This window comes from Lysinibacillus sp. RU7, from assembly GCF_057837305.1.
Genome location: NZ_JBYQFK010000002.1, coordinates 17,571 through 40,425, shown reverse-complemented (window position 1 = coordinate 40,425; position 22,855 = coordinate 17,571). Strand labels below are relative to the sequence as shown.

Sequence of the window (22,855 nt, the reverse complement as noted above, 5' to 3'; positions counted from 1 at the left end):
TTAGGCATTCACATTCTATAGGAGATGCGTTAAACTAGGGGGTATAGGAGAGTGGGGAATTTGATTAAAACTGCAGTCGTAACAGATAGTACCGCGTATTTAACGCAAGAAGAACGCGCACACTATAACATTCATATCGTTCCGTTGAGTGTCAATTTAGAAGATGGTACGTATGAAGAAGAAATCACGATTACAGCGCCGGAATTTTATGAAAAGGTGCGCCATGCAAAACAGTTCCCAAAAACGACACAGCCACCGATTGGTAAGTTTGTTGAGCTTTTTGAAAAGCTAGCGAAAGACTATGATGAAGTGGTTACAATTCATTTATCAAGTGGGATTAGTGGAACGTATCAAGGTGCAGTGCAAGCCGGCGATATGGTAGAGGATATAGAGGTGTACGCCTTTGATAGCGAAATCGCGTGTGCCCCTCAAGGTATGTTCGTGATTGAAGCAGCGAAAATGGCGCAACAAGGTGCATCAGCGAAAGAAATTATGGCGAAACTAGAAACGTTAAAAGTGACGATGAACGCTTACTTTATCGTAGATGACTTAGCGCACTTGCAACGTGGTGGCCGATTATCAGCAGCTGCTGCTTTAATTGGCGGATTATTGCAAGTAAAGCCTGTTTTGCATTTCGTTGATAAAAAAATTGTACCTTTCGAAAAAATTCGTACACGCAAAAAAGCGCTACGTCGTGTAGAAGAACTGTTGAAGGGAGCTACAGAGCAGTATGGTCAATTACAAGCCGTCATTATCCATGGAAATTGTGAAGCGGAAGGACGAGCTTGGATGGAACAGCTACAAAAAGATTTCCCGACAGTTGATTTTAAATTCAGTTATTTCGGTCCAGTCATTGCCACGCATTTAGGAGAAGGTGCCATTGCGATGGGCTGGATGAAAAAAGAAGACTAACAAAAGCGGTTTCTACAGTTTAGTAGAAATCGCTTTTTCTATTGGAGGGAGAAAAGATGAAGTTACAACGATCAAAGCATTTCACGCAATATAAAGGGTTTATCATTGAACCGAGCGTTCAAAATTTTTTGTGTGGGCGGGTATGGACAAGAGACGCCACACTGTTTTTACGTGAAAAAATAGATGGCTATATACAGCGTGGTCTCATTGAAGTAAAGGCTGCTATCCGTGAAGGTCCGATTTGTAACAGGTGCCTCAATCAAGACAAACAACAATTTATTACGTTCCAATGTGCCCGTTGCAACAAGCAATGTGTGTATTGTAGGCATTGTATTACAATGGGGCGAATGAGTAGCTGCACACAACTCATCACTTGGATCGGACCACAGCCGCGAAGACACACAAGTCATAGGCTTGATTGGCAGGGTCAATTTACACCGCTACAACGAAAAGCGTCCGAGGAGCTGACAGAAAGTATAAAACGAGGGCGCAATCATGTATTGCATGCGGTATGCGGAGCTGGAAAAACGGAGATTTTGTTTACCGCAATTCATGATGCATTAAATGAAGGAAAGCGCGTGTGTGTCGCGACACCGAGGACAGATGTAGTACTCGAATTATATCCACGTTTTCAGCAAGTATTCCAAAACACGACCATACATGCGCTTTACGGTGATGCCCCGAAACGATTTAGTTATGCCGAGCTCATCGTCACAACAACGCACCAACTTTACCGGTTTGAGCAGGCATTTGATGTTATGATCGTCGACGAAGCGGATGCGTTCCCGTATACATTCGATGAATCGCTCAAACAAGCGGTAATCAAAGCAAAAAAGCAACAGGCACCGATTGCGTTTGTCACAGCTACTCCGTCATATCCATTATTACAACAAAAAAAGCACGGCGGTTATTCCTTTATTCCGAGTCGCTATCACGGCTATCCGCTACCTGTGCCGCGTTACGATAGTTTATGGGGGTATGACAAGTCCATTTACAAAAAACGCCTACCGAAAAAATTAAAAAAATGGGCGGAAGCTCGTCTTGCCAATTATGAGCCGTTTCTAATCTTTTTCCCAACAATCGATTTAATGGAGCAAGCGATTCCGTTATTTCAAGCACTCCATCCGCAGATTGAGGCGGTACATGCCGAAGACCCAGACCGGAAAGAAAAAGTACTGAACTTACGAAATGAACAGCTAAAAGGACTTCTCACAACAACAATTTTAGAGCGCGGCATTACGATTAAAAATGTACAAGTCGCAGTAATCGGAGCGGAAAGCAAAGTCTTCACATCAAGTGCACTCATTCAAATTAGCGGTCGAGTCGGACGGAATGCGCAGTATCCAACAGGAGATGTGGTCTTTTTCCACCATGGCATTACAGTAGAAATGGATGTGGCAAAAGAAGAAATCAAACGGCTAAATAAGGAGGGGTTCCCACATGCATAAAGAGAATCTACATTGTTTACTATGCGGGACGTTATTAACGGAACAAATTTCGTGGTTGACGCTTATTCAAACGTTTCCAACAACGATTTGTGCAAAATGTGAGGCGAAGTTTGAACTATATACAAATACTGAATCTGATCATCGTGCGCTATATACCTATAATGAAGCCATGAAGGACTACTTGCATCGCTATAAATTTATGCATGATGTTGTACTAGCGAAAGTGTTTCAAAAACAGCTACACAATGCATTCAGAAATAAAAAACGGATAATTGTCCCCATTCCGATGCATCCTGAAAAACTAGTAGAACGTACCTTTTCGCCTATTGATGAACTGCTTATTGCCGCTAAAATGCCGTATGAACATTTACTAGAAAAAACGACAACGACGAGTCAAAGTACGAAATCGAGAGAAGAACGCCTAAATACACCACAACTTTTTCGGACAAAAGGGCATGTAAAACATACAGATTACGTGATGTTTGACGATATTTATACAACAGGTACTACGATGAACCATGCGAAAAAAGCGTTACTGGAAGCGGGAGCAAAATCGGTAACATCTGTAACACTTATTCGCGGTTAAGAGAAAGAAATGGAGATTTTGAAAAGGATTTACTGCTATAATTGTTTGTAGTGTATAATATATTCATAGAATGAACGGAAAATTGGAGGGATTGGTATGGCGGAATTACGTAATTGCCCAATGTGTGGAGGGTTTTTCAATTACACAGGCTTACGCGAGGTTTGTCATAGTTGCTCGCAAAAGGAAGAAGATCTGTATCAAATCGTTTACCGCTTTTTACGAAAACGTGAAAATCGTGCGGCGACGATTGATCGTATCGAAGAAGCAACAGGGGTAGACCGCGACCTTTTATATAAATGGGTGAAAAAGGGACGTTTACATAGAGCGATGTTCCCGAACTTAGGCTATCCATGTGATAACTGTGGACGGTTAACGAATAAAGGGAAGCTTTGTGATACATGTACGGAAGATCTACAATCAGATTTACGTACATTTGAGGCAGCAAAGGAATTCCGTGACAGCATCCTACAGCAAGACCGCGCAACGTATCACTCAGACAATAAGAAAAAGTAAGAAATAGCCAGCTTCCTGTAAAAAAGGGGGCTGGTTTTTATTTATATCAGGGTAAAGATAGGGGAAGTTTTTACAATCAAGTGGGGAATGTAATGTAGGTTTTAAGGACTACTAATTTCGTATGCTATACTACTATTCAATGCGTATTAAGTGTTTTGCTGACATTAGTACTAGTTGCTTTAAAGGTTTTTTATTTAGTACGTTAACTTTTGTCGGAAGTGACCGAAATAGAAAATAGACAAGAAAATGGTGGGAGGAGGAAGGACTAATGAAAATCACTGGGATTGGCTTAAACAATATTAATCCATATAACAAAGCAAATCGTCCTGTACAGACAAATAAAGCAGGACAATCATTTGCTGATAAGTTAGAAATTTCATCTGCAGCAAAAGGAATGAAAGTAACAACAGAATATACAGACGCTCGTGCAGAACGTGTACAACAGTTAAAGGCTGACATTGAATCGGGTGAGTACAAGGTGGATGCACGTAAAGTCGCGGAAGATATGCTGAAATATTATCGTTTGTAAAAGGAGATATGCTACGTGTCAGTAGAAAACCTTATTTCAACACTTGAGAAGCTTGAAAGAATGCATAAAAGCTTACTGGAATTAGCGAACAAAAAAACAGATTTCATCAAAGCCAACGACATGGAGCAACTGCATGACATGTTAAAAACGGAACAGGTTCATGTAGCAGCGATTGAAACACTGGAGCAACAGCGTCAGAAGATGGTAACGGATTACCTACAAGCAAAGGGAATTGCTTTTACTGGCACACCGACTGTCGCACAAGTGATCGATGCAGCTGATGGGGCTGAGAAGCAGGCTTTGCAGGAAATACGTGAACGATTAGTAGCACTACTAGCGGATCTGAAGAACCGAAATGACTTAAACCAAAAGCTTGTATTTCAATCGCTGCAATTTGTCAATTTAACATTAGATATGCTGCGACCACAGCGTCAACAAGCAAGTACATTTAACTACTCGGGTGCAGAAGTGCGCGGTGAAGCAAATATTGCTAAAAAGTCATACTACAATTCACAAGCATAAGTAGGACGTATGCTTAATCGCATACGTCTTTTAATGGAAAATACATCCTTTATACGGATTACATAAGGAGGAAACGCCATGCGTTCTACATTTATGGGGTTAGAAGCAAGCAAAAAAGGCTTGTTTGTACAACAATCAGCCCTTTATACAACAGGGCATAATATTTCAAATGCTAACACGGAAGGCTACACACGCCAGCGTGTAAACATGCAAGCGACACCTGGATATCCACATCCAGGTCTGAACTCACCAACTTATCCAGGGCATTTAGGGACGGGTGTAGAAGCGACGAGCATTCAACGTATGCGTGATGATTTTACGGACCGTCAATTCCGTCAAGAATCCAACAAGCTTGGCTACTGGGAGTCTAGATTAAATTCCATTAACCAAGTGGAGGATATTTTATCGGAGCCGTCAGAGTTTGGAATTAACCAGTCATTCAATGACTTCTGGAAAGCGCTACAGGACGTAGCAGCCAACCCAGAAAACTCAGCAGCACGTAGCGTAACGATTGCAAAGGCTGAAGCATTGGCTGATGCATTTAACTATAACTATAAACAGCTAGAGGTAATCCAAGGGAACTTAGGGAACGAAATTGACGTAACGACAAAGGACATCAACTCATTACTGAAAAAGATCGCAGCCGTGAATGAACAAATTATGGTTATGGAGCCGAATGGTTACGTGATGAACGACTTATACGATGCACGTGACTTACTGATTGACGAGTTAAATGAATATTTACCGGTATCAATCGAAAACATTCCTTCAGGTGGTAAAGCGAGCCCGGTGTCAGAAGGTAGCATGACCGTTTATTTTAAAACGCAAACGGGCGAATCAATCATTTTAGTACATGGTAAAGACTATGCAAATATTTCTATAAATGATGCAACGGGCCCGATTACTAATGCAGAGCCGCATGCCCCATTTACGAATATGGCTGTTGGGTGGGCAACTGATAAACTGCCACTGCTGACTGAGTTAACGGCAGCGGGAATTCCAGGAACAATTACAATACCACCAACAGGAGCAGCGGGAATCGAAGTAACTCAAGGACAGTTCGAGCCATCAAAGGGTAAACTTTTATCACTAATCAATTCATACGGTTATGCAGCAACAGATACAGCAGGTGCTCCAATTTTAGATGCAAATAACAACCCAGTAGCGACTGGCTTATATCCGGACATGTTAGCTCAGTTAAATAGACTAGCAGGAGCACTTATTTCAGCATTCAATACAATGCACAGCAATGGTTACACGCTAGAGCCAGATACGCCATCAGCCGGTTCAACAACGCCGGTTACGAAAAAGGGTGGGGATTTCTTTACGGGAACAGACGCAAAAACGATTACAGTTAATATTAAAGATCCTAAAAAAATCGCCGCTTCATCAAGTTCAGCTGAGGAAGGGAACGGTAAATGGGCGACAGAGTTAGCGAACTTACAATTTTTAAGTATGTCTGGCCAAGAAGTAACCATTTTAGGGAATAAGATTAACTTTAATGATCCTAAAGGGGATGGGACACCACCGGCAGTGTCTCCATCATTAGACGGCGCGACTTTCCAAGGCTTCTACACAGGGATTATCGGGGATATGGCTGTAAAAGGTCAGGAAGCAAAGCGTCTTGAGTACAACTCAGGTACGCTGAAGCTGGCGATTGAAAACAACCGTGCGTCGATGAACTCGGTCTCACTAGATGAAGAGATGACCAATATGATTACATTTCAGCAGGCATACAACGCTAATGCGCGAATGATCACGGTAGTCGATGAAATTTTAGAAAAAATTATTAACGGAATGGGCCGTGTAGGTTTATAAACCGTTTAACACTACTCATAACCTAGAAAGCAGGAAGGGGTTTTTAGACATGACTCGTGTCACACAGTCCATGTTATCTAGTAACTTACTACGAAATTTAAATACGAGCTATGGCAAAATGGCAAAGCTACAGGAGCAAATTCAATCAGGTAAACTCATCGGTCGTCCGTCCGACAATCCAGTCATCGCAGTAAAGGGGATGGCCTATCGTACACAGCTCGACAAAATTGACCAATTTAAGCGCAATACAAACGAGCTAACATCTTGGCTCGATACGACAGACGAAACACTAGGACAGGTCGGCGAGGCGATGACACGTGTTAGAGAATTAATCGTGCAGGCGGCCAACGATACAAATACAGCGGATGATCGTGCAAAAATCAAAGCTGAAATCGATCAGCTACGCGAGCAAATACGCGATTTAGGCAACACGCGTCTCAACGAGAAATCTATTTTCACAGGCACAAACACACTACAGCCGCTGTTTGTGGATGTGGCGTATTATCCCCCAGAGGTAATTAGTAAACATTATGCAAGCTTAGCAGATCCAGCTGCTACAGGTACGGGACCTTCTACCGCACAGCAGGCGTTTTTAAAAAAAATTTCTGATGATGGTATCGACGCGACGTTAGCTGCTTTAACACCGCCAATTACTAAAGTAACCGACCGCATATTAAATACAAAGTTTCAGGATTTAAAGGGGCAGCAAGTTGACCCTTTACAGGCTGTTTCGTACATTGAAGTAGAGCTTTCAAAGGACGCACCAATACCGAATCCGGTACCTCCAGCAAATCCAGGAGATCCAGCAAATCCACTTACACCTGTGGGAGTGACGGAAGTAAAAGATCCAGCTGACCCAAACAAGGTAACGATTACGACGGCAACAGCGACAACAGTTGAAAAAAAGGTCGTTTACCGCATTCCACTTGAACCAACTGTAACTGAGTTAACAGTCAATTCGGGTACGCAGGAAGTACGTATGGAAGTGTTCGACGGGATTCAGTTAAATGGTAACTTCCCAGGAGCTGAGATTTTTGGGCGTCTCGATCAGCTGATGAAAACCGTATCAGCTGCGCTAGATCCAGAGAAAAACCCAAACCACGATAATATCCAGTCATTACTGGGGGGCGTCGTCGATCCATCTGGTCAAAACAAAAAGGACGACTTAAGTGTGCTACAAGGAATCGTGCTTGATGCGCGTGCTGATGTCGGTGCACGTCAAAACCGTCTAGAGCTCATGATCAACCGGCTAGATATTCAAGAGATTCAGGTCACAAAGCAAATGTCGAACAACGAAGACACCGACTATGCCAAGGCCATTACGCAAATGACGACAGCAGAATCAATCCATCAGGCGTCATTATCTGTTGGCGCGAAAATTATTCAACAGACTTTAGTAGACTTTATGCGTTAGGCGCGTGGCATTTTCCAAGTGCTTTTGTTGAAAGGAGGCATACACGTGCGCATTCCACAAATTCAAATTACGACGACGGATATTAAGGTAAACTACAGCACGCAGGACCCAGTGCAAAAAATCAAGCAGCCGCATGCGACGCAAACAATTGAGCAGCCAGCTGCCATTTTAGAAATTAAGACGACAGACGGTCAGCTCAAAATCGACGCCACGCAGGCACGCCGCGATTTAAATCAGGTCGGACCGCTTGAATCAACGGAAAACATGGCACAAAAAGCACAGCAAACCTTGCTAGAAGGCTTGGCGCGTCGTGCACGTGAAGGCCAACAGATGAAAAATAGCGCCGGTAAAGGTCAAAAGGGGCAGGTCATCCAACAAATCGCCGCTCAAAACCACGGCGTCAAACGACCAGGTCCATATAATATTAGGTTTGTGCCATCAATCGGCTCTGTCAAAATCGACTATACACCTGGTACGACAGATATAAATATCGAAGCACAAAAACCGAAAATCGAAAATAAAGTGAACAAGCCAATAATCGACTATACACCAGGAAAAGTAAGTGGGACAATGGTAGAAAGACCAAGTGTTAGCATAGATGTGCTAGCTTAGAAGGAGTGGAAGTAATGTTAGTAGAAACGAAATTTTTAGGTGAGGTAGAAGTAGAGGATAAAGAAATCTATACATTTACAAATGGCCTACCTGGATTTCCTACATTAACCTCATTTGTTATTTTACCAATCGAGCAGGATTCGCCGTTTCTTTTATTACAATCGACGGAGGATGCAGAGGTAGGTTTTGTACTAGCATATCCTTTTGCCTTCAAGCCAGATTACGCTTTCGATTTAAGTGAAGAGGACAAGGAAGATTTACAGGTTGAGAATGAACAGGAAATTGTAACGTATTCTATTGTGACATTAAATGATTCTATTTCAAATTCAACATTAAACTTACTAGCACCTGTTGTATTGAATATCAATGAAAAATGTGGCAAGCAAATTATTTTACAAGATAGTAGTAAATATCCACTAAAGCAGCCTCTAGTAGAACTGGAAGGAAGTGCGAAGTAAATGTTAGTGCTATCAAGAAAAAAAGGCGAGTCTATCATGATTGGCGACCAGATTGAGGTTAAAATTTTAGCGATTGAGGGCGAGCAGGTCAAATTAGGTATCGTAGCCCCAAAAACAGTCAAAGTCCATCGCTCAGAGATATTCGAAGCCATTCAAGAGCAAAATAAGCAAGCGACAAATGTATCAATCGAATTATTGAAAAACTTTAAGAAGAAATAAACGAGCAAGCAGCTAGTGGCTGTTTGCTTTTTTAGTTGGATAAGGAAGTATAAGTTTTTCAAGGTAATAAAATTAGGTATTTTAGTCGATTAAAACGAGAGAATTTATTCGCAAAAAACATTTAAGTAAAGGAGGAGCTACATTGCGTATACAGCATAACATTACATCAATCAATACATATCGTGCACTAACCATATAGAATCATCATTTGAGTCAACCATTGGAAAAGCGATCATCTTTCTTCAAACTGTTGTCCCCTTTACTAAGATTAAGAAAATTTTACCTAAATTATGTAAAGTTTAACTCCCCTTACAAACCATTTTCGATTAAAATAACGGTTAGTAATGTATTCTCATTTTAGTTTACTAGGAATTTTGGAGTTGGAACAGAGAAAACTTGTTATTTTTTTATAAAATTAGATGAAAATGTATAATTTATACGCGCGAAATGTGTTTTTCTAATATTTAAAATTAGGTATTTTAGTCGATTAAAATGAAAGAGAAAGTATTCTCGAAAAACATTTAAGTAAAGGAGGAGCTACATTGCGTATACAGCATAATATTGCATCAATTAATACGTATCGTGCACTAAGTATATCGAACCATCATTTGAGTCAATCATTGGAAAAGCTATCATCTGGCTACAAAATTAACCGTGCAGGTGACGACGCAGCTGGCTTAGCCATTTCAGAAAAAATGCGTGGTCAAATTCGTGGGTTAGATATGGCTGCTAAAAACACACAAGACGCAATCTCTCTTGTGCAAACAGCAGAAGGTGCGATGACGGAAATTCATGCGATGCTACAGCGTGGACGTGAACTTTCAGTACAGGCGGCAAATGATACGAATACAGGGTTTGACCGTGAGCAGCTACAAAAAGAACTTGAGCAAATAAATGCAGAGATTGATCACTTAGCGGGCCGTACAGAATTTAATACAAAAAAGTTATTAACATCTGATCTCCCACCGTTAGGGGAATTGGAAGAATTAGATGATATTGGGGATTTAATTGATCCACGTATTCGTAAACTAACAGAAGATTTAGTAGGACATGTCATTAGAACAACTGAAAAAGCCGTAACAGATGCATTTGGATTAACAACAAGAGCTCCCTATGAAATTGAAGTGAAATATGATAATGGCGGAGCAGGAGGTTGGGTAGCCTCAGTATGGTCAAAATATGATTCAGTTACTGGAAAAGGGTATCCTTATGAATTAAATATCGATAAGGATGATTTTTTTAGCGACACGCCATTGTGGGTAGCCTCTGATAGAATCATTGCGCATGAAATGGTACATGGTGTGATGTCTGGAGCAGGTATTAGTAATACAGATCGCCCATTTTGGTTTTCAGAGGGGATGGCAGAGCTTGTAGCAGGTGCGAATGAGCGTGTCCGCGGAGATTTAAACAATATTGCAGTAACATCAAAGAGTGCTAATTATGCAACTTTATCTGCAACAGACCAAGCGGATGTTATTCAAAGTTTACTGAACTTAACGGAAACAGCAACAGATTCACCGGGTTATTCAGCAGGTTATTTAGCTTCTAAGTATTTAATAAAACAGATAGATGACTATAATACAGCGAACGGTACATCGAATACGATAAAAGACTTTATGAATGCTTTAACCCAAACTAGTGCTACGTTTGATGATGTCATGCAAACATATATCGGCCAAACTAATGCACAGTTTATGACAGATTTTAAAGGGACTAATGGTCAGAACTTTGTCGCGACTTTAAACCTCTTTGACCCGGCAAAAATAACAGAAACAGGCAGTATTTTAGAAGGTAAAACAATTAATGGTACGACCTATGGATCAGGTGATGAGGGAATTATACCTGACACGCCAAATCCAATAGAATCGGGTACGATGTTTACGTATAAATGGCATGCTTCTACGTACAAAGAGGCTTTAAATATTTCAGAAAAGAATCCAGCAGCATTGAGTGATGGAATCGACTCTATTCGTACAGGAGAGACGCTGCAATTCCAAATTGGGGCAAACAAAGGACAATCGCTCACGATGGAAACGTATAATATTTCTGCAGAAAATTTAGGTATTGCCAATCAAAAACTGACATCACATGAAGAGGCGACTGTAGCCATTACAGCATTTGACCGTGCAATTAGTATTATTTCATCTGCGCGTTCTAATTTTGGTGCCCTTCAAAACCGCCTAGAGCATACAATCCATAACCTAGGCACAGCAGCAGAAAATCTGACAAATGCAGAATCTCGCATCCGCGATACTGATATGGCAGCTGAAATGATGAAGTTTACAAAAAATAATATATTAATACAGGCTGCTCGAAGTATGCTGGGTCAGGCAAACCAACAGCCACAAGGGATTTTACAGCTTTTAGGCTAAGAAGATGGAGTTACTAAAGAACGACAACCTACATTTTTCTGTAGATCATACATAGAAAAATGTAGGTTTTTGTATTCTAATCTATTTTTTAGTTGGTATAATTGAGAGTATGTACACGATATTAGGGGAGGAATATTTATGAAAATCCAACATAATATTGGCTCACTCAACACATACCGCCATTTAAATGCCAATAAAACAAAGGGAGCTAGTGAATTTGAAAAGCTTGTTTCCGGTTCATCGATTAATCGTGCTGCTGACAATGCATCAGGACTAGCGATTTCAGAAAAAATGCGTGGGCAAATTCGTGGACTCGACATGGCACACAAAAACGTACAGGATGCAATCGGTATGGTGCAAACAGCAGAGGGTGCAATGACCGAGATTCACGCGATGCTACAGCGCGGACGTGAGCTGTCGGTACAGGCGGCGAATGATACGAATACGGCGTTTGACCGTGAGCAGCTGCAAAAAGAGCTAGAGCAAGTCAATGACGAAATTGATCATATTGCCCTTCGCACAGAATTCAATACACTAAAGCCGTTACAGGAAGATGAATGGGATGACAAACAGGTAAAGCTACAGGCCGTAGCCAATGCAGGACAATCGATTACGATGGAGTTACCGAATATTTCAGCCAAGCAGCTAGGTATCGCTGAAGTAGATATTACAGCATACGAAAGCGCTTCTGCGTCAATCGCGAGCTACGACAAAGCCATCGAATTTATCTCCAACGAACGCTCGTATTTAGGGGCGATACAAAATCGCTTGGAGCATGCCGCATTAAATCTAGGCAATGCCGCTGAGCACTTAACCAGCTCAGAATCCCGCATCCGCGATACAGATATGGCCAGTAGCATGATAAAGCTGACGAAGAACAATATTTTGTCACAATCCGCACAAAGTATGCTAGCCCAAGCAAACCAACAGCCACAAGGTGTTTTACAGCTGCTAAGCTAAAGTTAAAAAATCTTTAAAAATCTTTAAAAAACTATTAAACATTTTTTAGAGGGTACGATATATAGTGTGTAAGGCTAAGGTGCACCTTAGCGACACACGTTCCACACGGACGTGGAATGATAAAAAACAATTCAAGGAGGAATTCTATTATGAGAATTCAACATAATATCTCTGCGTTAAACACGCACCGTAACTTAGCGTTTAACAACACGCAAACATCAAAAGCGTTAGAAAAATTATCTTCAGGGTACAAAATCAACCGTGCGGGCGATGATGCTGCTGGTTTAGCAATCTCTGAAAAAATGCGCGGACAAATCCGTGGTCTTGACATGGCGTCTAAAAACGCACAAGACGGGATTTCTTTAATCCAAACGGCTGAGGGTGCATTAAACGAAACGCACTCAATTTTACAACGTATGCGTGAATTAGCTGTACAAGCTGGTAACGATACAAACACAACTGGCGACCGTGAAGAGATCCAAAAAGAAATCAACCAATTAACGTCTGAGATCAACCGTATTGGTAATACAACGGAGTTCAACACGAAGAAGTTAGTTAATGGTGAACTTTCAGCAACTGCGAAAGTTTCTGGTTCTGATGCAGTAACAAAAACGGTAATTCAAGCAGATGCGAAGTCATATACAATTGGTGAAAATGCGATTTCATGGTCTTCGGGTGGCAAACAAGTTACTGGCTCAGGTGCTACAGTAAAGATTTCAGGTTCAGCTCAAAATGGTTTAGACTGGAGTGCTTTAGATACAACAACTTCGGGTGTAAAAAACGAAATTAAAATCACGAAAGATGCTTCAGGCCAAATGCTAGTTTCCATTTCAGCTACTGATACTGGTGGTAGAACGATTGCATTAAGTGATGAAACGATGACTGCAGATGCAAGTGGAAATTATAATTTTGATCTGGATGGCGTTTCATTCTCTTTAACGAAAGATCAAGTTGCGAACTGGAAAAATGGTGAATCAGCTACTATTAAGTTAGATGGAGATGCTACATCACAAACAATTGATTTAGCTACAGATACAATCGCGTTAGGTGCCACAACTGGTACTGTGAATTCAGGTGCAACGGTTTCGGACACAGAGATTATTAACTTTGCAGTAGGGTCAGGTTTCCCAGAAAATGTAGATGAAGTGAAACTTTCATTCGCATCTGGTAAAGTAACGGTGGAATTATTGAACGGTGGTAACTCTGTCCAAAAAACTGAATATGCTGCAGCTGAATTAGCTGCAGGTAGTGGAAGACAGTTTACTTATGACCAACAAGGATTGAAGTTTGACTTTAACATAGCTGGTGGTATAACAGCCGTAGGAGAAACTTCTATTAAATTAAAAACTACATCAGCTACTAAGACAATTACTGAAGGAGTTGCAGATTCGACAAAAGATGCTGCTCTTAAATTCCAAATCGGTGCCAATAAAGATCAAGCGATTTCTGTATCATTAGAGGATATGCGTGCTGCGGCTTTAGGCATTACAACAACTGGTACTGATGAGAAATTTGGCGTAACTGACGGTACAAATAGTGAAATTAAAGAGCAGTCTTTAAATGTTTTAACTCACGAAGATGCTGCAAAAGCGATTAAAACATTTGATGATGCGATTACAAAAGTATCTGCAGAACGTTCGAAGCTAGGTGCTGTTCAAAACCGTTTAGAGCACACAATCAACAACTTAGGTACATCTTCTGAAAACTTAACAGCTGCTGAATCTCGTATCCGTGATACAGATATGGCTGCATCTATGATGGAATTCACGAAGAACAACATCTTAACGCAAGCGGCTCAATCAATGCTTGCACAAGCAAACCAACAGCCACAAGGTGTATTACAATTATTAGGTTAATCCTAATAAGTAATGCAAAAGCCATCCCAAAATTGGGGTGGCTTTTTGTATTAAGGTTTTTTTTGTTTAGTCGATATAAAGAAAGAAAATAAATAAGAGAAGAGTGACATTTCATGAAGATTGAAATAGAGGAAGTAAAAAATACATATTACGAATACATAAGTAAAGTGGGAGAAGGATGCCAGACAATTTCTAATAATCTACGTACGGGTAAATTAGCAGATGCATTTCAATCTATTGCCAACTTTGCAGAAGGTTTAGAATGGTTGTTGAAGGTGGAAGAAATATTGGCAAATGAAGGCTTTCACATCAATAGTCGCATCTCAGAAGCAACAGAGTTTATGACTGAGATTAATAATGCTATTGAAGAACAGGATTTCACATTAGTTGCCGACCTATTTGAATACGAAATTAAACCCGTATTTTCGAGTGCCAGTGAATGGGTATTTAGACAATAAAACATTAGGGAGTTATGTGCATGCTTGTAGATAATAGAGCGATACTTAGAAGTTTAAATAATGCAGTATACAATCGATTAGTAGAATTAGAAAATAGAGAGGAATCATCTACAATTATTGTGGAGCCATCACGTCAAGGGGAACCTACACTAGCCATTTTAAAAGATGGAAAACCTGTCTATATTCATAGTAAGTACAATCCGAAAAAGGAAGTTCAATCTTATGTAGATAGTGTAGAAGATTTAACGCAAACAAAGCATATTTTTGTTATCGGTATTGGATTAGGCTATCATCTAGAACAACTACTAAAACAATATCCAAAGCTAAAAGTAACGCTATTCGAGCCAAATATTGAAATATTACATAATTATGTGTCTACGCATAAGCTACCTAAAAACATCGTAACCATCTTTACGAAATTAGAAGAAGTGCAAAATTCTCAGCAAATGGCGAAAAACTTTTCTGAAATGACAGCTACATTAATTTGGCCGAGTTATTTACGCATATATGAAGATGAAATTAAAAACACGAAGCAACAATTGGTAGATAATTTAAAATCATCTAAACGGTCATTAGTAACAAATATTGTGTTTCAAAGAAGATGGATTGCCAACTCTTTATTAAATTATCCATCAGTTTTAAAAAGCTCGAATATCATTACAGAAAAGTACCAACAAATTTTTGAAAATAAGCCTGTTATCATCGTTGCGGCAGGTCCTTCATTAAACGAAGAAATTGAAGAAATACGAAAAATTAAAGAAGAAGGCTCGGCCTATCTTTTTGCTGTCGGATCAGGTGTAAACGTATTATTACACCATCATATCATTCCAGATGCAGTATTTTCGTATGACCCAGGGGAAGCCAACCAAAAAGTTCTGCTTAAAATAAAGGAACAAAACCTAATGAACTTACCACTTGTTTTTGGGAGCTCGATTGGTTTTGAATCGATTATCGATTATCCTTCAAAGCAAGTACATATGATAACAAGTGCAGATAAGATAGCTACGAATTTGCTTGATGTCAAAGAACACCAAATAATTGTAGATTCACCATCAATCGCGGTAATGACGTTACAAGTAGCCAAAAAATTAAAAATGGATCCTATTATTTTAGCCGGACAAAACTTAGGCTATTTAAATGATGTGGTGTATGGCGATGGCGGAGAATTGGCTCGTGGATATAACGGGTTAAACGAGCAAGAGCTAAAAAATAGAATTTTAACAAAAGATGTAGACGGAAATGATATGTACACGAATGAAGGCTTCTTAGACATGAAAGAAGGTTTAGAACGAATTATTAAAATGTACAGTCAGGGAAAGGTTATTAATACGACTAAAAAGGGTGCGCATATTGAAGGTGCAGAACATATAACGCTGAAAACAGTAAAAGAAACACTACTGATAAAGAAAAATATTGTTAAAAATGATTGGGTCATTGATGAGGTAGAATATGATGATGGTATAGCAGAATTCAATAAGCTTTTTGATGATTATACTCGTATGATGAAGAATATCGATAAGTCAGTGAAAATTGCGAATGAAATTAAGCAGAAATATGAAGCAAATATTTATTCGAAAATAGATGATTTAGTTCGAGAATTTTTTAAAAATTTTATAAAAGTAGTTGAATCACATAGCCATCAATTTATTATTAAACCCGCTATTGTAGTTCAAAATGAAAAGTTTATGCGCCACTATAAATTAGTAGAGCAAGAAAAACAGCCACGAAAAAAAGCAGAGAAATTTATCAATATTATTTATTCTTATTTAGGAAGTGTCTATGAAAATACGGAAATACTATTTCCAATTATGCAAAAAGTGAAATATGATTTAAATAAGACAAAAAAAGTCGATTCTCAACAATCAGAAGGAAGTTACACGATGAGCAATTTAAAAAATAAAACAGTTTTAGTTACAGGTGGTACAGGTTCCTTCGGTAAAAAATTCATCCAAAAAGCACTAACATTAGATGTGAAAAAAATTATTGTATTCAGCCGAGATGAGCTAAAACAATACGAGATGAAACAGGAATTCCAAGATGAACGTATCCGTTTCTTTATTGGTGATGTTCGCGATAAAGACCGTTTATATCGAGCGTTTGACGGTGTAGATATCGTCATTCATGCTGCAGCCATGAAGCATGTAGATGCGTGTGAGTATAACCCATTTGAAGCGGTAAAAACGAATATTCACGGTGCTCAAAATATTATTGAAGCCGCAATTGATCGTGGTGTTGAAAAGGTGATCGCACTCTCTACCGATAAAGCGTGTTCGCCAGTAAACTTATACGGTGCGACAAAATTAGCATCAGATAAATTATTTGTAGCCGCGAATGCATACGTAGGGGAGAAGAAAACACGTTTTGCTGTTGTGCGTTACGGTAATGTAGTTGGAAGTCGCGGCAGTGTTGTGCCTTTCTTTAAAAAAATCAAGCATACTGGTCGCGTGCCAATTACAGATGAACGTATGACGCGCTTCTGGATAACATTAGAGCAAGGTGTCCAATTTGTGTTAGATAACTTAGAGCGTATGCAAGGTGGCGAGATTTTTGTGCCAAAAATTCCAAGTATGAATATCATGGATTTAGCCAAAGCAATTGCGCCTGAATGTGAAATTGACATCATCGGTATTCGTCCTGGCGAGAAGCTACATGAGGCGATGATTATGGAAGATGATGCGAGGCATACACTTGAGTTTGATACATATTACGTGATTCAACCTGAGCTTTCTTGGTGGTCTACTACAGAGTTAATGGGCGGGAAACCATTATCAGAAGGTTTTGCTTATACAAGTGATAATAATAGTGACTGGCTTTCTATTGAAGAACTTAAGAATTTAATTGTTAAAATATAATCATTGTATATAAGACAGCATTAAAAATAGGAGCTGTGAAATAAGTGTATAGAATTCAACAAAATAAAATGGGCTATTTTGAAATAGAAAATAAGCCTTCTGAACATGAGTTACAAGAATATTACGCAAAAAAATATTATCAAGAAGAATCTAGCCTTTATCAAAAGGAATATTCATTACAAGATTTAACTTACTTAAAAAATAAGTTAGCTCAAAAAGAATTTGTTTTGAAGAAACTAATGCAACAAGATTTAGTGGGGAAGACCTTTTTAGATGTTGGATGTGGAGAAGGTTACGCCTTAAAGTTTTTTGAAGAGAAAGGTATGTGTGTTACAGGGATTGATTATAGCAATCATGGGGTGTTAACTCAAAATGAAGATCAATTACATAACTTGAAAACGGGTGAAATAATTGAAAATCTAAAAGAGCTTGTTCAAAGTAAGAAGAAGTATGATGTGATTTTAATGGATAACATTTTAGAGCACGTATTAGACCCGGGGAATGTTTTAGATTTAGTTCATGGTTTGTTAGCTGATAATGGGATATTAATGATTGAAGTACCGAATGATTTCTCAAAGTTACAGGCAGATTTAATGGAAAGAAAATTAGTTAAGCATAAATATTGGATAGCTGCTCCAGATCATATTAGTTATTTTACGGATACGTCTTTAAGTAAACTTTGTAAGGCACATGGCTTTAATAGACTTACAACAGTTGCTGATTATCCAATTGATTTAAATTTACTTGACCCCAATTCGAATTATATTGAAGATAAAAAAATCGGAAAATCTTTGCATAATAAACGCGTGCAAATTGAAAATTATTTAAATGATACTGATATGGAAAAATTAGTGAATATTTATACAATTTTAGCGCAAATGGGCTTAGGTAGAAATATTTTAAGCTACTTTGAGAGACAGAAATAATTTAAGAGGTGTTTTTTTGATTAAGGTTAAAGTGTAATCGAATAGCAAAGAAATTAATAATAGATCGAATTTTTATAAAATGTTTATTAACTCCCCAATAAAAGAAGATGAACGTCTTTCAAATTTAGGTTTATATATCAACCGACAAAGTTTATCAAGAATTTTAGCAATCCATGATATTTACAAACAAATTATCAATACGCATGGTGTGGTAATGGAATTTGGTGTAAGATGGTGTCAAAATTTAGCCCTGTTTGAATCATTTAGAGGGATGTATGACCCTACAATTATACACGAAAAATTATTGGGTTCGATACATTTGAAGGGTTCCCAAGTGTACATGCACACGATGGAGATTTAAATGTTGGTGATTATAAAGTTACTGAAAACTACGAAGCGTATTTAAGTAACGTTTTAGATTATCATAAGTTAGAAAGTCCTATTAGTCATACGAAAAAATATGAATTAGTTAAGGGAGATGCTACTCAAACTCTACCGAACTATATAAATGAACATCCAGAAACAATTATTGCTTTAGCCTATTTTGATTTTGATGTTTATGAGCCTACTAAAGTATGTTTAGAGCAGATTAAGCCGAGATTAGTTAAAGGAAGCATTTTAGTATTTGATGAATTAAATTATGCAATGTTTCCAGGAGAAACTTTAGCGGTTATGGAAGTGTTAGGACTTAACAATTACACATTACAAAGGTCCCCATTATCTCTTAACATATCATATATTGTATTCGAGTAGGATAAATTATAAAGATGGTGAATTTATGAAATGGATGCCAATTGAGGAAAAACATCTGGAACAAATTCTATTTTGGAGACAGTTACCCCATGTCACAAAGGTAATGTTTACAAATGTAGAAAATGATATGGAGAAACAAAAAAAGTGGTTTGAAAAAATTCAAGTGGAAACAAGTAGTAAATATTTTGTTATGGAAGTTAATGAAGTCTTAATAGGTGTAGTTTCCTATAGTGAAATCGATCGACATAATAAAAGAGCCATTTGGCATTTTTATATAGGCGATGAAAACTATTTAATGCTAGGTGCATTTATTGATGCTTATGTTTATAACTATGCGTTTGAAGTAATGGGTTTAGAAAAAGTTATATGTGAAGTGATGGATATTAATGATTCAATCCAAAGAATTAGAAAAAAATATAATGTAAGACATGTTGGTATTTTAGAAAAGCATATACTAAAGAATAATAATTGGCATGATGTCTATTTATATGAGATAACTAAGGAAAATTGGTTTGAAACAAGGGGTAAGTTTGAAAAGTATAAACCTCAAATAGATATAATTAAAGGAAGCTGAAATTATGAATGAAAAAGTAAAAGAATTACTATTCCAAATTCTAGAAGTAGATGATGAGAAGCTATTAGATAGAGAAGTGAATGCTGAATGGGATTCTATTAAGCATTTAGAAGTAATAATGGAAATTGAAGAAGAATTTGATGTTCGATTTAGCTCTAATGAAGTGGCTAGTATAAAAAATATAGATTCAATTATAACGTTATTGAAAAATAAATAGTTAGATTATAAGTCGAGTAAGCACTAGCTTGTTCGACTTAAATTTTATAAAAATATAAGGAGCATATGTATGATTGAAGAAATAATTCATAATCAAAGTTTATATTTATCAAAAAATATGAATGCTAGAAGCTTAAAATCAGCTAAAATTAAAGAAGGCGATATTTTAAATATTTATGTTCAAAGAACATTGCCATTTGAATTTTTAGAAGGCTCATTCAAATCATTTGGGCATTACATTAATAGGCAGTTTAATGTGATGTATTCTAATTATGATAATTCGTTAAGTAGTTTGGGTGGAGTGTCAGCAGATATATATATTCTTTGGTTGGATTGGCGCTTATATTTAAACACGATGACCGTGGCAGATATTTTAATTTGGTTAGAGAAAAGGTTAGAGAATATAAGTATTCCTGTTTTAATTAATAACTGGCCCAGTAATTTCGGTGTTGAAAATATGCAACTAGCTGCTGATGTTGAAGAAAGAAATACCATTTACGAGCTGAACTATCAACTATTCAACCTGAAAAATAAATTTCCTAATATAGAAATTATTGATATAAATTATTTGGCTAGTTATGTTGGGAGTTCGTCTTATGATATAAGAAATGATGAATTAAGTAACTTTCCTTTTTCCAATAAATTTTCATTAATAATCTCTCGCTATCTAGTGAATCAACTTATTACTTCATTTATTGCACCTAAACTTAAATTGATAATTGTTGATTTAGATAATACTTTATATAAAGGGATTTTAGGAGAAGATGGGATAGAAAATTTAGAAGTGAATGATTATCACAGGAAACTACATATTCTTTTAAAGAAGATAAAAAATAATGGTGTGTTGCTAGCGATTGCTTCTAAAAATGAAATGAAGGATGTCGAAGAGCTCTTTAAAGCAAATATTATAAAAGGGATGGATTTAAAGGATTTTGTATTTGTTGAGGCTAATTGGAAAACGAAAGCTGAAAATATATCAACAATTTTAAAGAAAGTCAATATTGATTCGTCAGCTGCCTTGTTCATTGATGACAATCCTGCGGAGCTATTATCAGTCAAAAATACGCTGAGCAACTTGCATTTAATTTTAGCCGATCAAGAAGCAGAGGGAACTTTCGAAGCATTGAACAATTATCCGTATCTTTTCTCAAAATATAAGGATACATTATCTGAAAAAAGACAACTTGATTTAATTGCCAATCAAACAAGGATAGAGTCTATTAAAAAAGATGGGATACAATATTTAAATGAGTTGGAAATGAAGATTGGCATCTTTAAAAATGAACCTAGTCATATCCAAAGAATAGTTGAGCTAAGTAATAAAACAAATCAATTTAATGTATCTTTGAAGAGGTATCAGTTAGCTCAAATTGAAGAATTATTCAATAATTCCTCTTATGAAATTTATACAATAACGTTAAGTGATAAACTGAATGATAGTGGTATTATTGGCGTAATTATCATAGAAAAAGAAAGTAATTTTATGTCTTTTAAAGAAATAGTCTTTAGTTGTAGAGCACTAGGGAGATTTGTAGAAGATATAGCATTGTTAAATATCTTAAAAAATGACGCTAATGTATTTCCAGTTTCCTTTGAAATGAAAGAGGGACCGAGAAATAGGCCTTCTTTCGATTGGTTGGCTAGTATAAATGGGGAAAATACAGATGAAGTGATTTCGAAATTAGAACAAAAGACAGAGAAATTAATCTTTGATATTAATTTTGAAAGTGAGAGATAGTTTATGTATGTGTTTCATCACATAGGTATTGCCTGTAAAGAAATTAAAAAAGAAGTTGAAATATATGAACAATTAGGGTTTGAAGTTGAAGGTCCTTCTTTTGAAGATTTTACTCAAAATGTACGTGGACTCTTTATGAAAAATGGTCCTTTTAGAATAGAACTATTAGAAGCATTAAACGAAAATTCGCCGATAAATAATTATTTGAAAAAAAAAATTAAAATGTATCACCAATGTTTTATTGTTTCAAATCTTGAAGATGAAATTGAAAGATTAGTAAATAATAAAGCTATTTTAGTAGTAAATCCAGTCGAAGCTGTGGCGTTTAACAATAGAAGGATTGCATTTTTATATTTAAAAAATAATACTTTAATTGAGTTGCTAGAGGATAGTTTATGAAAATAATATTAATCATACAAGCAAGAATGGGCTCGTCCCGCTTACCAGGGAAAATTTTAAAACCACTTGGTGATGTAGATGTACTGACGTATGATATCGCGCGTTGTCGAGCGATTAAAGGGATTAGTGAAGTAATCGTTGCGACGAGTACATTACCTCAGGATGATGCAATTGTTGCTTGGTGTAAGAAGCATCAGGTAGCCTATTTCCGAGGGTCAGAGGATGACGTGCTAGATCGTTACGTGCAATGTGCAAAAATGTATAAGCCTGACTATGTGATGCGTGTGACGTCTGATTGCCCGTTTGTCGATTATGAGATGGCAAGTGAGATTGTGGCATTGATGGAACAGGAACGTAAGGATGTCGTGTTATTAGAAGGCGAATTACCGCGTGGGTTAGCGGTGGAGTTAATTTCGTATGAGGCCCTTCTTCGTATTCATGAGGTTGGTCGGGAGCCACGTCATCGTGAGCATGTGACGTATTATGCGTATGAGTTTAAGGAGCAGTTTGAAATGGCGACGTATAAAGCACCAGCAAATCGCCAAGCATCTGAGCTTCGTATTACGTTGGATACAGAGGAAGATTATGCAATGCTTGTAGAAGTAGCGAAGTATTTTAATAATCCGCTTGTGTCGAGTGTGGATGTGATTCAATATTTAAAAGAGACGCCGGAAGTGGCGAAAATAAATGCGCATATTGAGCAAAAACCGGTGGTGTAAA

Annotated in this window: 22 protein-coding genes and 1 pseudogene; all 23 read left to right on the top strand. The window is 37.7% G+C overall.

Annotation, left to right across the window (positions count from 1 at the left end; genetic code table 11):
- The first annotated feature begins 63 nt into the window (after positions 1 to 63).
- Entirely contained in the window at positions 64 to 912 is an 849-nt protein-coding gene (locus AC3II9_RS01930) for a DegV family protein (RefSeq protein WP_489152975.1), read from the top strand.
- Between the two features lie 56 nt (positions 913 to 968).
- Entirely contained in the window at positions 969 to 2,360 is a 1,392-nt protein-coding gene (locus tag AC3II9_RS01925) for an ATP-dependent helicase ComFA (protein WP_489152799.1), read from the top strand.
- Positions 2,353 to 2,946, top strand: coding sequence for a ComF family protein (locus AC3II9_RS01920; RefSeq protein WP_489152798.1), 594 nt, complete (start codon positions 2,353 to 2,355; stop codon positions 2,944 to 2,946). The genes AC3II9_RS01925 and AC3II9_RS01920 overlap by 8 nt, the downstream gene beginning before the upstream one ends.
- A 96-nt stretch (positions 2,947 to 3,042) precedes the next feature.
- On the top strand, positions 3,043 to 3,459 hold the full coding sequence (locus AC3II9_RS01915) for a TIGR03826 family flagellar region protein (RefSeq protein ID WP_489152797.1): 417 nt from the start codon (positions 3,043 to 3,045) through the stop codon (positions 3,457 to 3,459).
- A 268-nt stretch (positions 3,460 to 3,727) separates the two neighbouring features.
- A complete protein-coding gene (gene flgM, locus AC3II9_RS01910; RefSeq protein ID WP_489152796.1) occupies positions 3,728 to 3,988 on the top strand; it encodes a flagellar biosynthesis anti-sigma factor FlgM in 261 nt (86 codons plus the stop codon).
- 15 nt (positions 3,989 to 4,003) lie between these two features.
- A complete protein-coding gene (locus AC3II9_RS01905; protein ID WP_489152795.1) occupies positions 4,004 to 4,510 on the top strand; it encodes a flagellar protein FlgN in 507 nt (168 codons plus the stop codon).
- 78 nt (positions 4,511 to 4,588) lie between these two features.
- Complete coding sequence (flgK, locus tag AC3II9_RS01900) at positions 4,589 to 6,328, top strand: flagellar hook-associated protein FlgK (protein WP_489152794.1); 1,740 nt, start codon at positions 4,589 to 4,591, stop codon at positions 6,326 to 6,328.
- Between the two features lie 49 nt (positions 6,329 to 6,377).
- Complete coding sequence (flgL, locus tag AC3II9_RS01895) at positions 6,378 to 7,742, top strand: flagellar hook-associated protein FlgL (RefSeq protein ID WP_489152793.1); 1,365 nt, start codon at positions 6,378 to 6,380, stop codon at positions 7,740 to 7,742.
- Between the two features lie 45 nt (positions 7,743 to 7,787).
- Positions 7,788 to 8,354, top strand: a complete 567-nt coding sequence (locus tag AC3II9_RS01890) for a DUF6470 family protein (protein WP_489152792.1) — start codon at positions 7,788 to 7,790, stop codon at positions 8,352 to 8,354.
- Between the two features lie 14 nt (positions 8,355 to 8,368).
- A complete protein-coding gene (gene fliW / locus AC3II9_RS01885) occupies positions 8,369 to 8,812 on the top strand; it encodes a flagellar assembly protein FliW (protein ID WP_489152791.1) in 444 nt (147 codons plus the stop codon).
- Positions 8,813 to 9,031: a carbon storage regulator CsrA gene (gene csrA / locus AC3II9_RS01880; protein WP_489152790.1), complete on the top strand. Its 219-nt coding sequence runs from the start codon at positions 8,813 to 8,815 to the stop codon at positions 9,029 to 9,031.
- Between the two features lie 542 nt (positions 9,032 to 9,573).
- A complete protein-coding gene (locus tag AC3II9_RS01875) occupies positions 9,574 to 11,403 on the top strand; it encodes a flagellinolysin (RefSeq protein ID WP_489152789.1) in 1,830 nt (609 codons plus the stop codon).
- 138 nt (positions 11,404 to 11,541) lie between these two features.
- Positions 11,542 to 12,363, top strand: a complete 822-nt coding sequence (locus tag AC3II9_RS01870) for a flagellin N-terminal helical domain-containing protein (RefSeq protein ID WP_489152788.1) — start codon at positions 11,542 to 11,544, stop codon at positions 12,361 to 12,363.
- A gap of 149 nt (positions 12,364 to 12,512) precedes the next feature.
- Positions 12,513 to 14,219, top strand: coding sequence for a flagellin N-terminal helical domain-containing protein (locus AC3II9_RS01865; RefSeq protein ID WP_489152787.1), 1,707 nt, complete (start codon positions 12,513 to 12,515; stop codon positions 14,217 to 14,219).
- 113 nt (positions 14,220 to 14,332) lie between these two features.
- Positions 14,333 to 14,677: a DUF8042 domain-containing protein gene (locus AC3II9_RS01860; RefSeq protein WP_489152786.1), complete on the top strand. Its 345-nt coding sequence runs from the start codon at positions 14,333 to 14,335 to the stop codon at positions 14,675 to 14,677.
- Positions 14,678 to 14,691: 14 nt separating this feature from the next.
- Positions 14,692 to 15,804 (top strand): annotated as a pseudogene (locus tag AC3II9_RS01855) (motility associated factor glycosyltransferase family protein); the annotation flags it as partial.
- 753 nt (positions 15,805 to 16,557) lie between these two features.
- Positions 16,558 to 17,529, top strand: coding sequence for a UDP-N-acetylglucosamine 4,6-dehydratase (inverting) (gene pseB, locus AC3II9_RS01850; protein ID WP_489152974.1), 972 nt, complete (start codon positions 16,558 to 16,560; stop codon positions 17,527 to 17,529).
- A gap of 44 nt (positions 17,530 to 17,573) precedes the next feature.
- Entirely contained in the window at positions 17,574 to 18,455 is an 882-nt protein-coding gene (locus AC3II9_RS01845) for a class I SAM-dependent methyltransferase (RefSeq protein WP_489152785.1), read from the top strand.
- Positions 18,456 to 19,233: 778 nt separating this feature from the next.
- Entirely contained in the window at positions 19,234 to 19,782 is a 549-nt protein-coding gene (locus tag AC3II9_RS01840; RefSeq protein ID WP_489152784.1) for a GNAT family N-acetyltransferase, read from the top strand.
- A 4-nt stretch (positions 19,783 to 19,786) separates the two neighbouring features.
- Entirely contained in the window at positions 19,787 to 19,999 is a 213-nt protein-coding gene (locus AC3II9_RS01835) for an acyl carrier protein (protein ID WP_489152783.1), read from the top strand.
- A 69-nt stretch (positions 20,000 to 20,068) separates the two neighbouring features.
- The gene (locus AC3II9_RS01830; protein WP_489152782.1) at positions 20,069 to 21,736 is read left to right on the top strand and encodes an HAD-IIIC family phosphatase; all 1,668 of its coding nucleotides are present in this window, start codon (positions 20,069 to 20,071) and stop codon (positions 21,734 to 21,736) included.
- A 3-nt stretch (positions 21,737 to 21,739) separates the two neighbouring features.
- Complete coding sequence (locus AC3II9_RS01825; RefSeq protein WP_489152781.1) at positions 21,740 to 22,135, top strand: VOC family protein; 396 nt, start codon at positions 21,740 to 21,742, stop codon at positions 22,133 to 22,135.
- Positions 22,132 to 22,854 carry a cytidylyltransferase domain-containing protein gene (locus AC3II9_RS01820; protein ID WP_489152780.1) on the top strand — a complete coding sequence of 241 codons (723 nt, stop codon included), beginning with the start codon at positions 22,132 to 22,134 and terminating at the stop codon, positions 22,852 to 22,854. Before AC3II9_RS01825 ends, AC3II9_RS01820 begins: the two co-directional genes overlap by 4 nt.
- Position 22,855 lies beyond the last annotated feature (1 nt).

Bases quoted from the DNA above. Each gene is read 5' to 3' on its own strand.
- AC3II9_RS01825 (WP_489152781.1), top strand. From the start codon at position 21,740: ATGTATGTGTTTCATCACATAGGTATTGCCTGTAAAGAAATTAAAAAA.
- AC3II9_RS01915 (WP_489152797.1), top strand. From the start codon at position 3,043: ATGGCGGAATTACGTAATTGCCCAATGTGTGGAGGGTTTTTCAATTAC.
- AC3II9_RS01925 (WP_489152799.1), top strand. From the start codon at position 969: ATGAAGTTACAACGATCAAAGCATTTCACGCAATATAAAGGGTTTATC.
- flgM (WP_489152796.1), top strand. From the start codon at position 3,728: ATGAAAATCACTGGGATTGGCTTAAACAATATTAATCCATATAACAAA.
- AC3II9_RS01835 (WP_489152783.1), top strand. From the start codon at position 19,787: ATGAATGAAAAAGTAAAAGAATTACTATTCCAAATTCTAGAAGTAGAT.
- flgK (WP_489152794.1), top strand. From the start codon at position 4,589: ATGCGTTCTACATTTATGGGGTTAGAAGCAAGCAAAAAAGGCTTGTTT.
- AC3II9_RS01820 (WP_489152780.1), top strand. From the start codon at position 22,132: ATGAAAATAATATTAATCATACAAGCAAGAATGGGCTCGTCCCGCTTA.
- csrA (WP_489152790.1), top strand. From the start codon at position 8,813: ATGTTAGTGCTATCAAGAAAAAAAGGCGAGTCTATCATGATTGGCGAC.
- AC3II9_RS01870 (WP_489152788.1), top strand. From the start codon at position 11,542: ATGAAAATCCAACATAATATTGGCTCACTCAACACATACCGCCATTTA.
- AC3II9_RS01830 (WP_489152782.1), top strand. From the start codon at position 20,069: ATGATTGAAGAAATAATTCATAATCAAAGTTTATATTTATCAAAAAAT.
- AC3II9_RS01840 (WP_489152784.1), top strand. From the start codon at position 19,234: ATGAAATGGATGCCAATTGAGGAAAAACATCTGGAACAAATTCTATTT.
- flgL (WP_489152793.1), top strand. From the start codon at position 6,378: ATGACTCGTGTCACACAGTCCATGTTATCTAGTAACTTACTACGAAAT.
- fliW (WP_489152791.1), top strand. From the start codon at position 8,369: ATGTTAGTAGAAACGAAATTTTTAGGTGAGGTAGAAGTAGAGGATAAA.
- AC3II9_RS01860 (WP_489152786.1), top strand. From the start codon at position 14,333: ATGAAGATTGAAATAGAGGAAGTAAAAAATACATATTACGAATACATA.
- AC3II9_RS01920 (WP_489152798.1), top strand. From the start codon at position 2,353: ATGCATAAAGAGAATCTACATTGTTTACTATGCGGGACGTTATTAACG.
- pseB (WP_489152974.1), top strand. From the start codon at position 16,558: ATGAGCAATTTAAAAAATAAAACAGTTTTAGTTACAGGTGGTACAGGT.
- AC3II9_RS01865 (WP_489152787.1), top strand. From the start codon at position 12,513: ATGAGAATTCAACATAATATCTCTGCGTTAAACACGCACCGTAACTTA.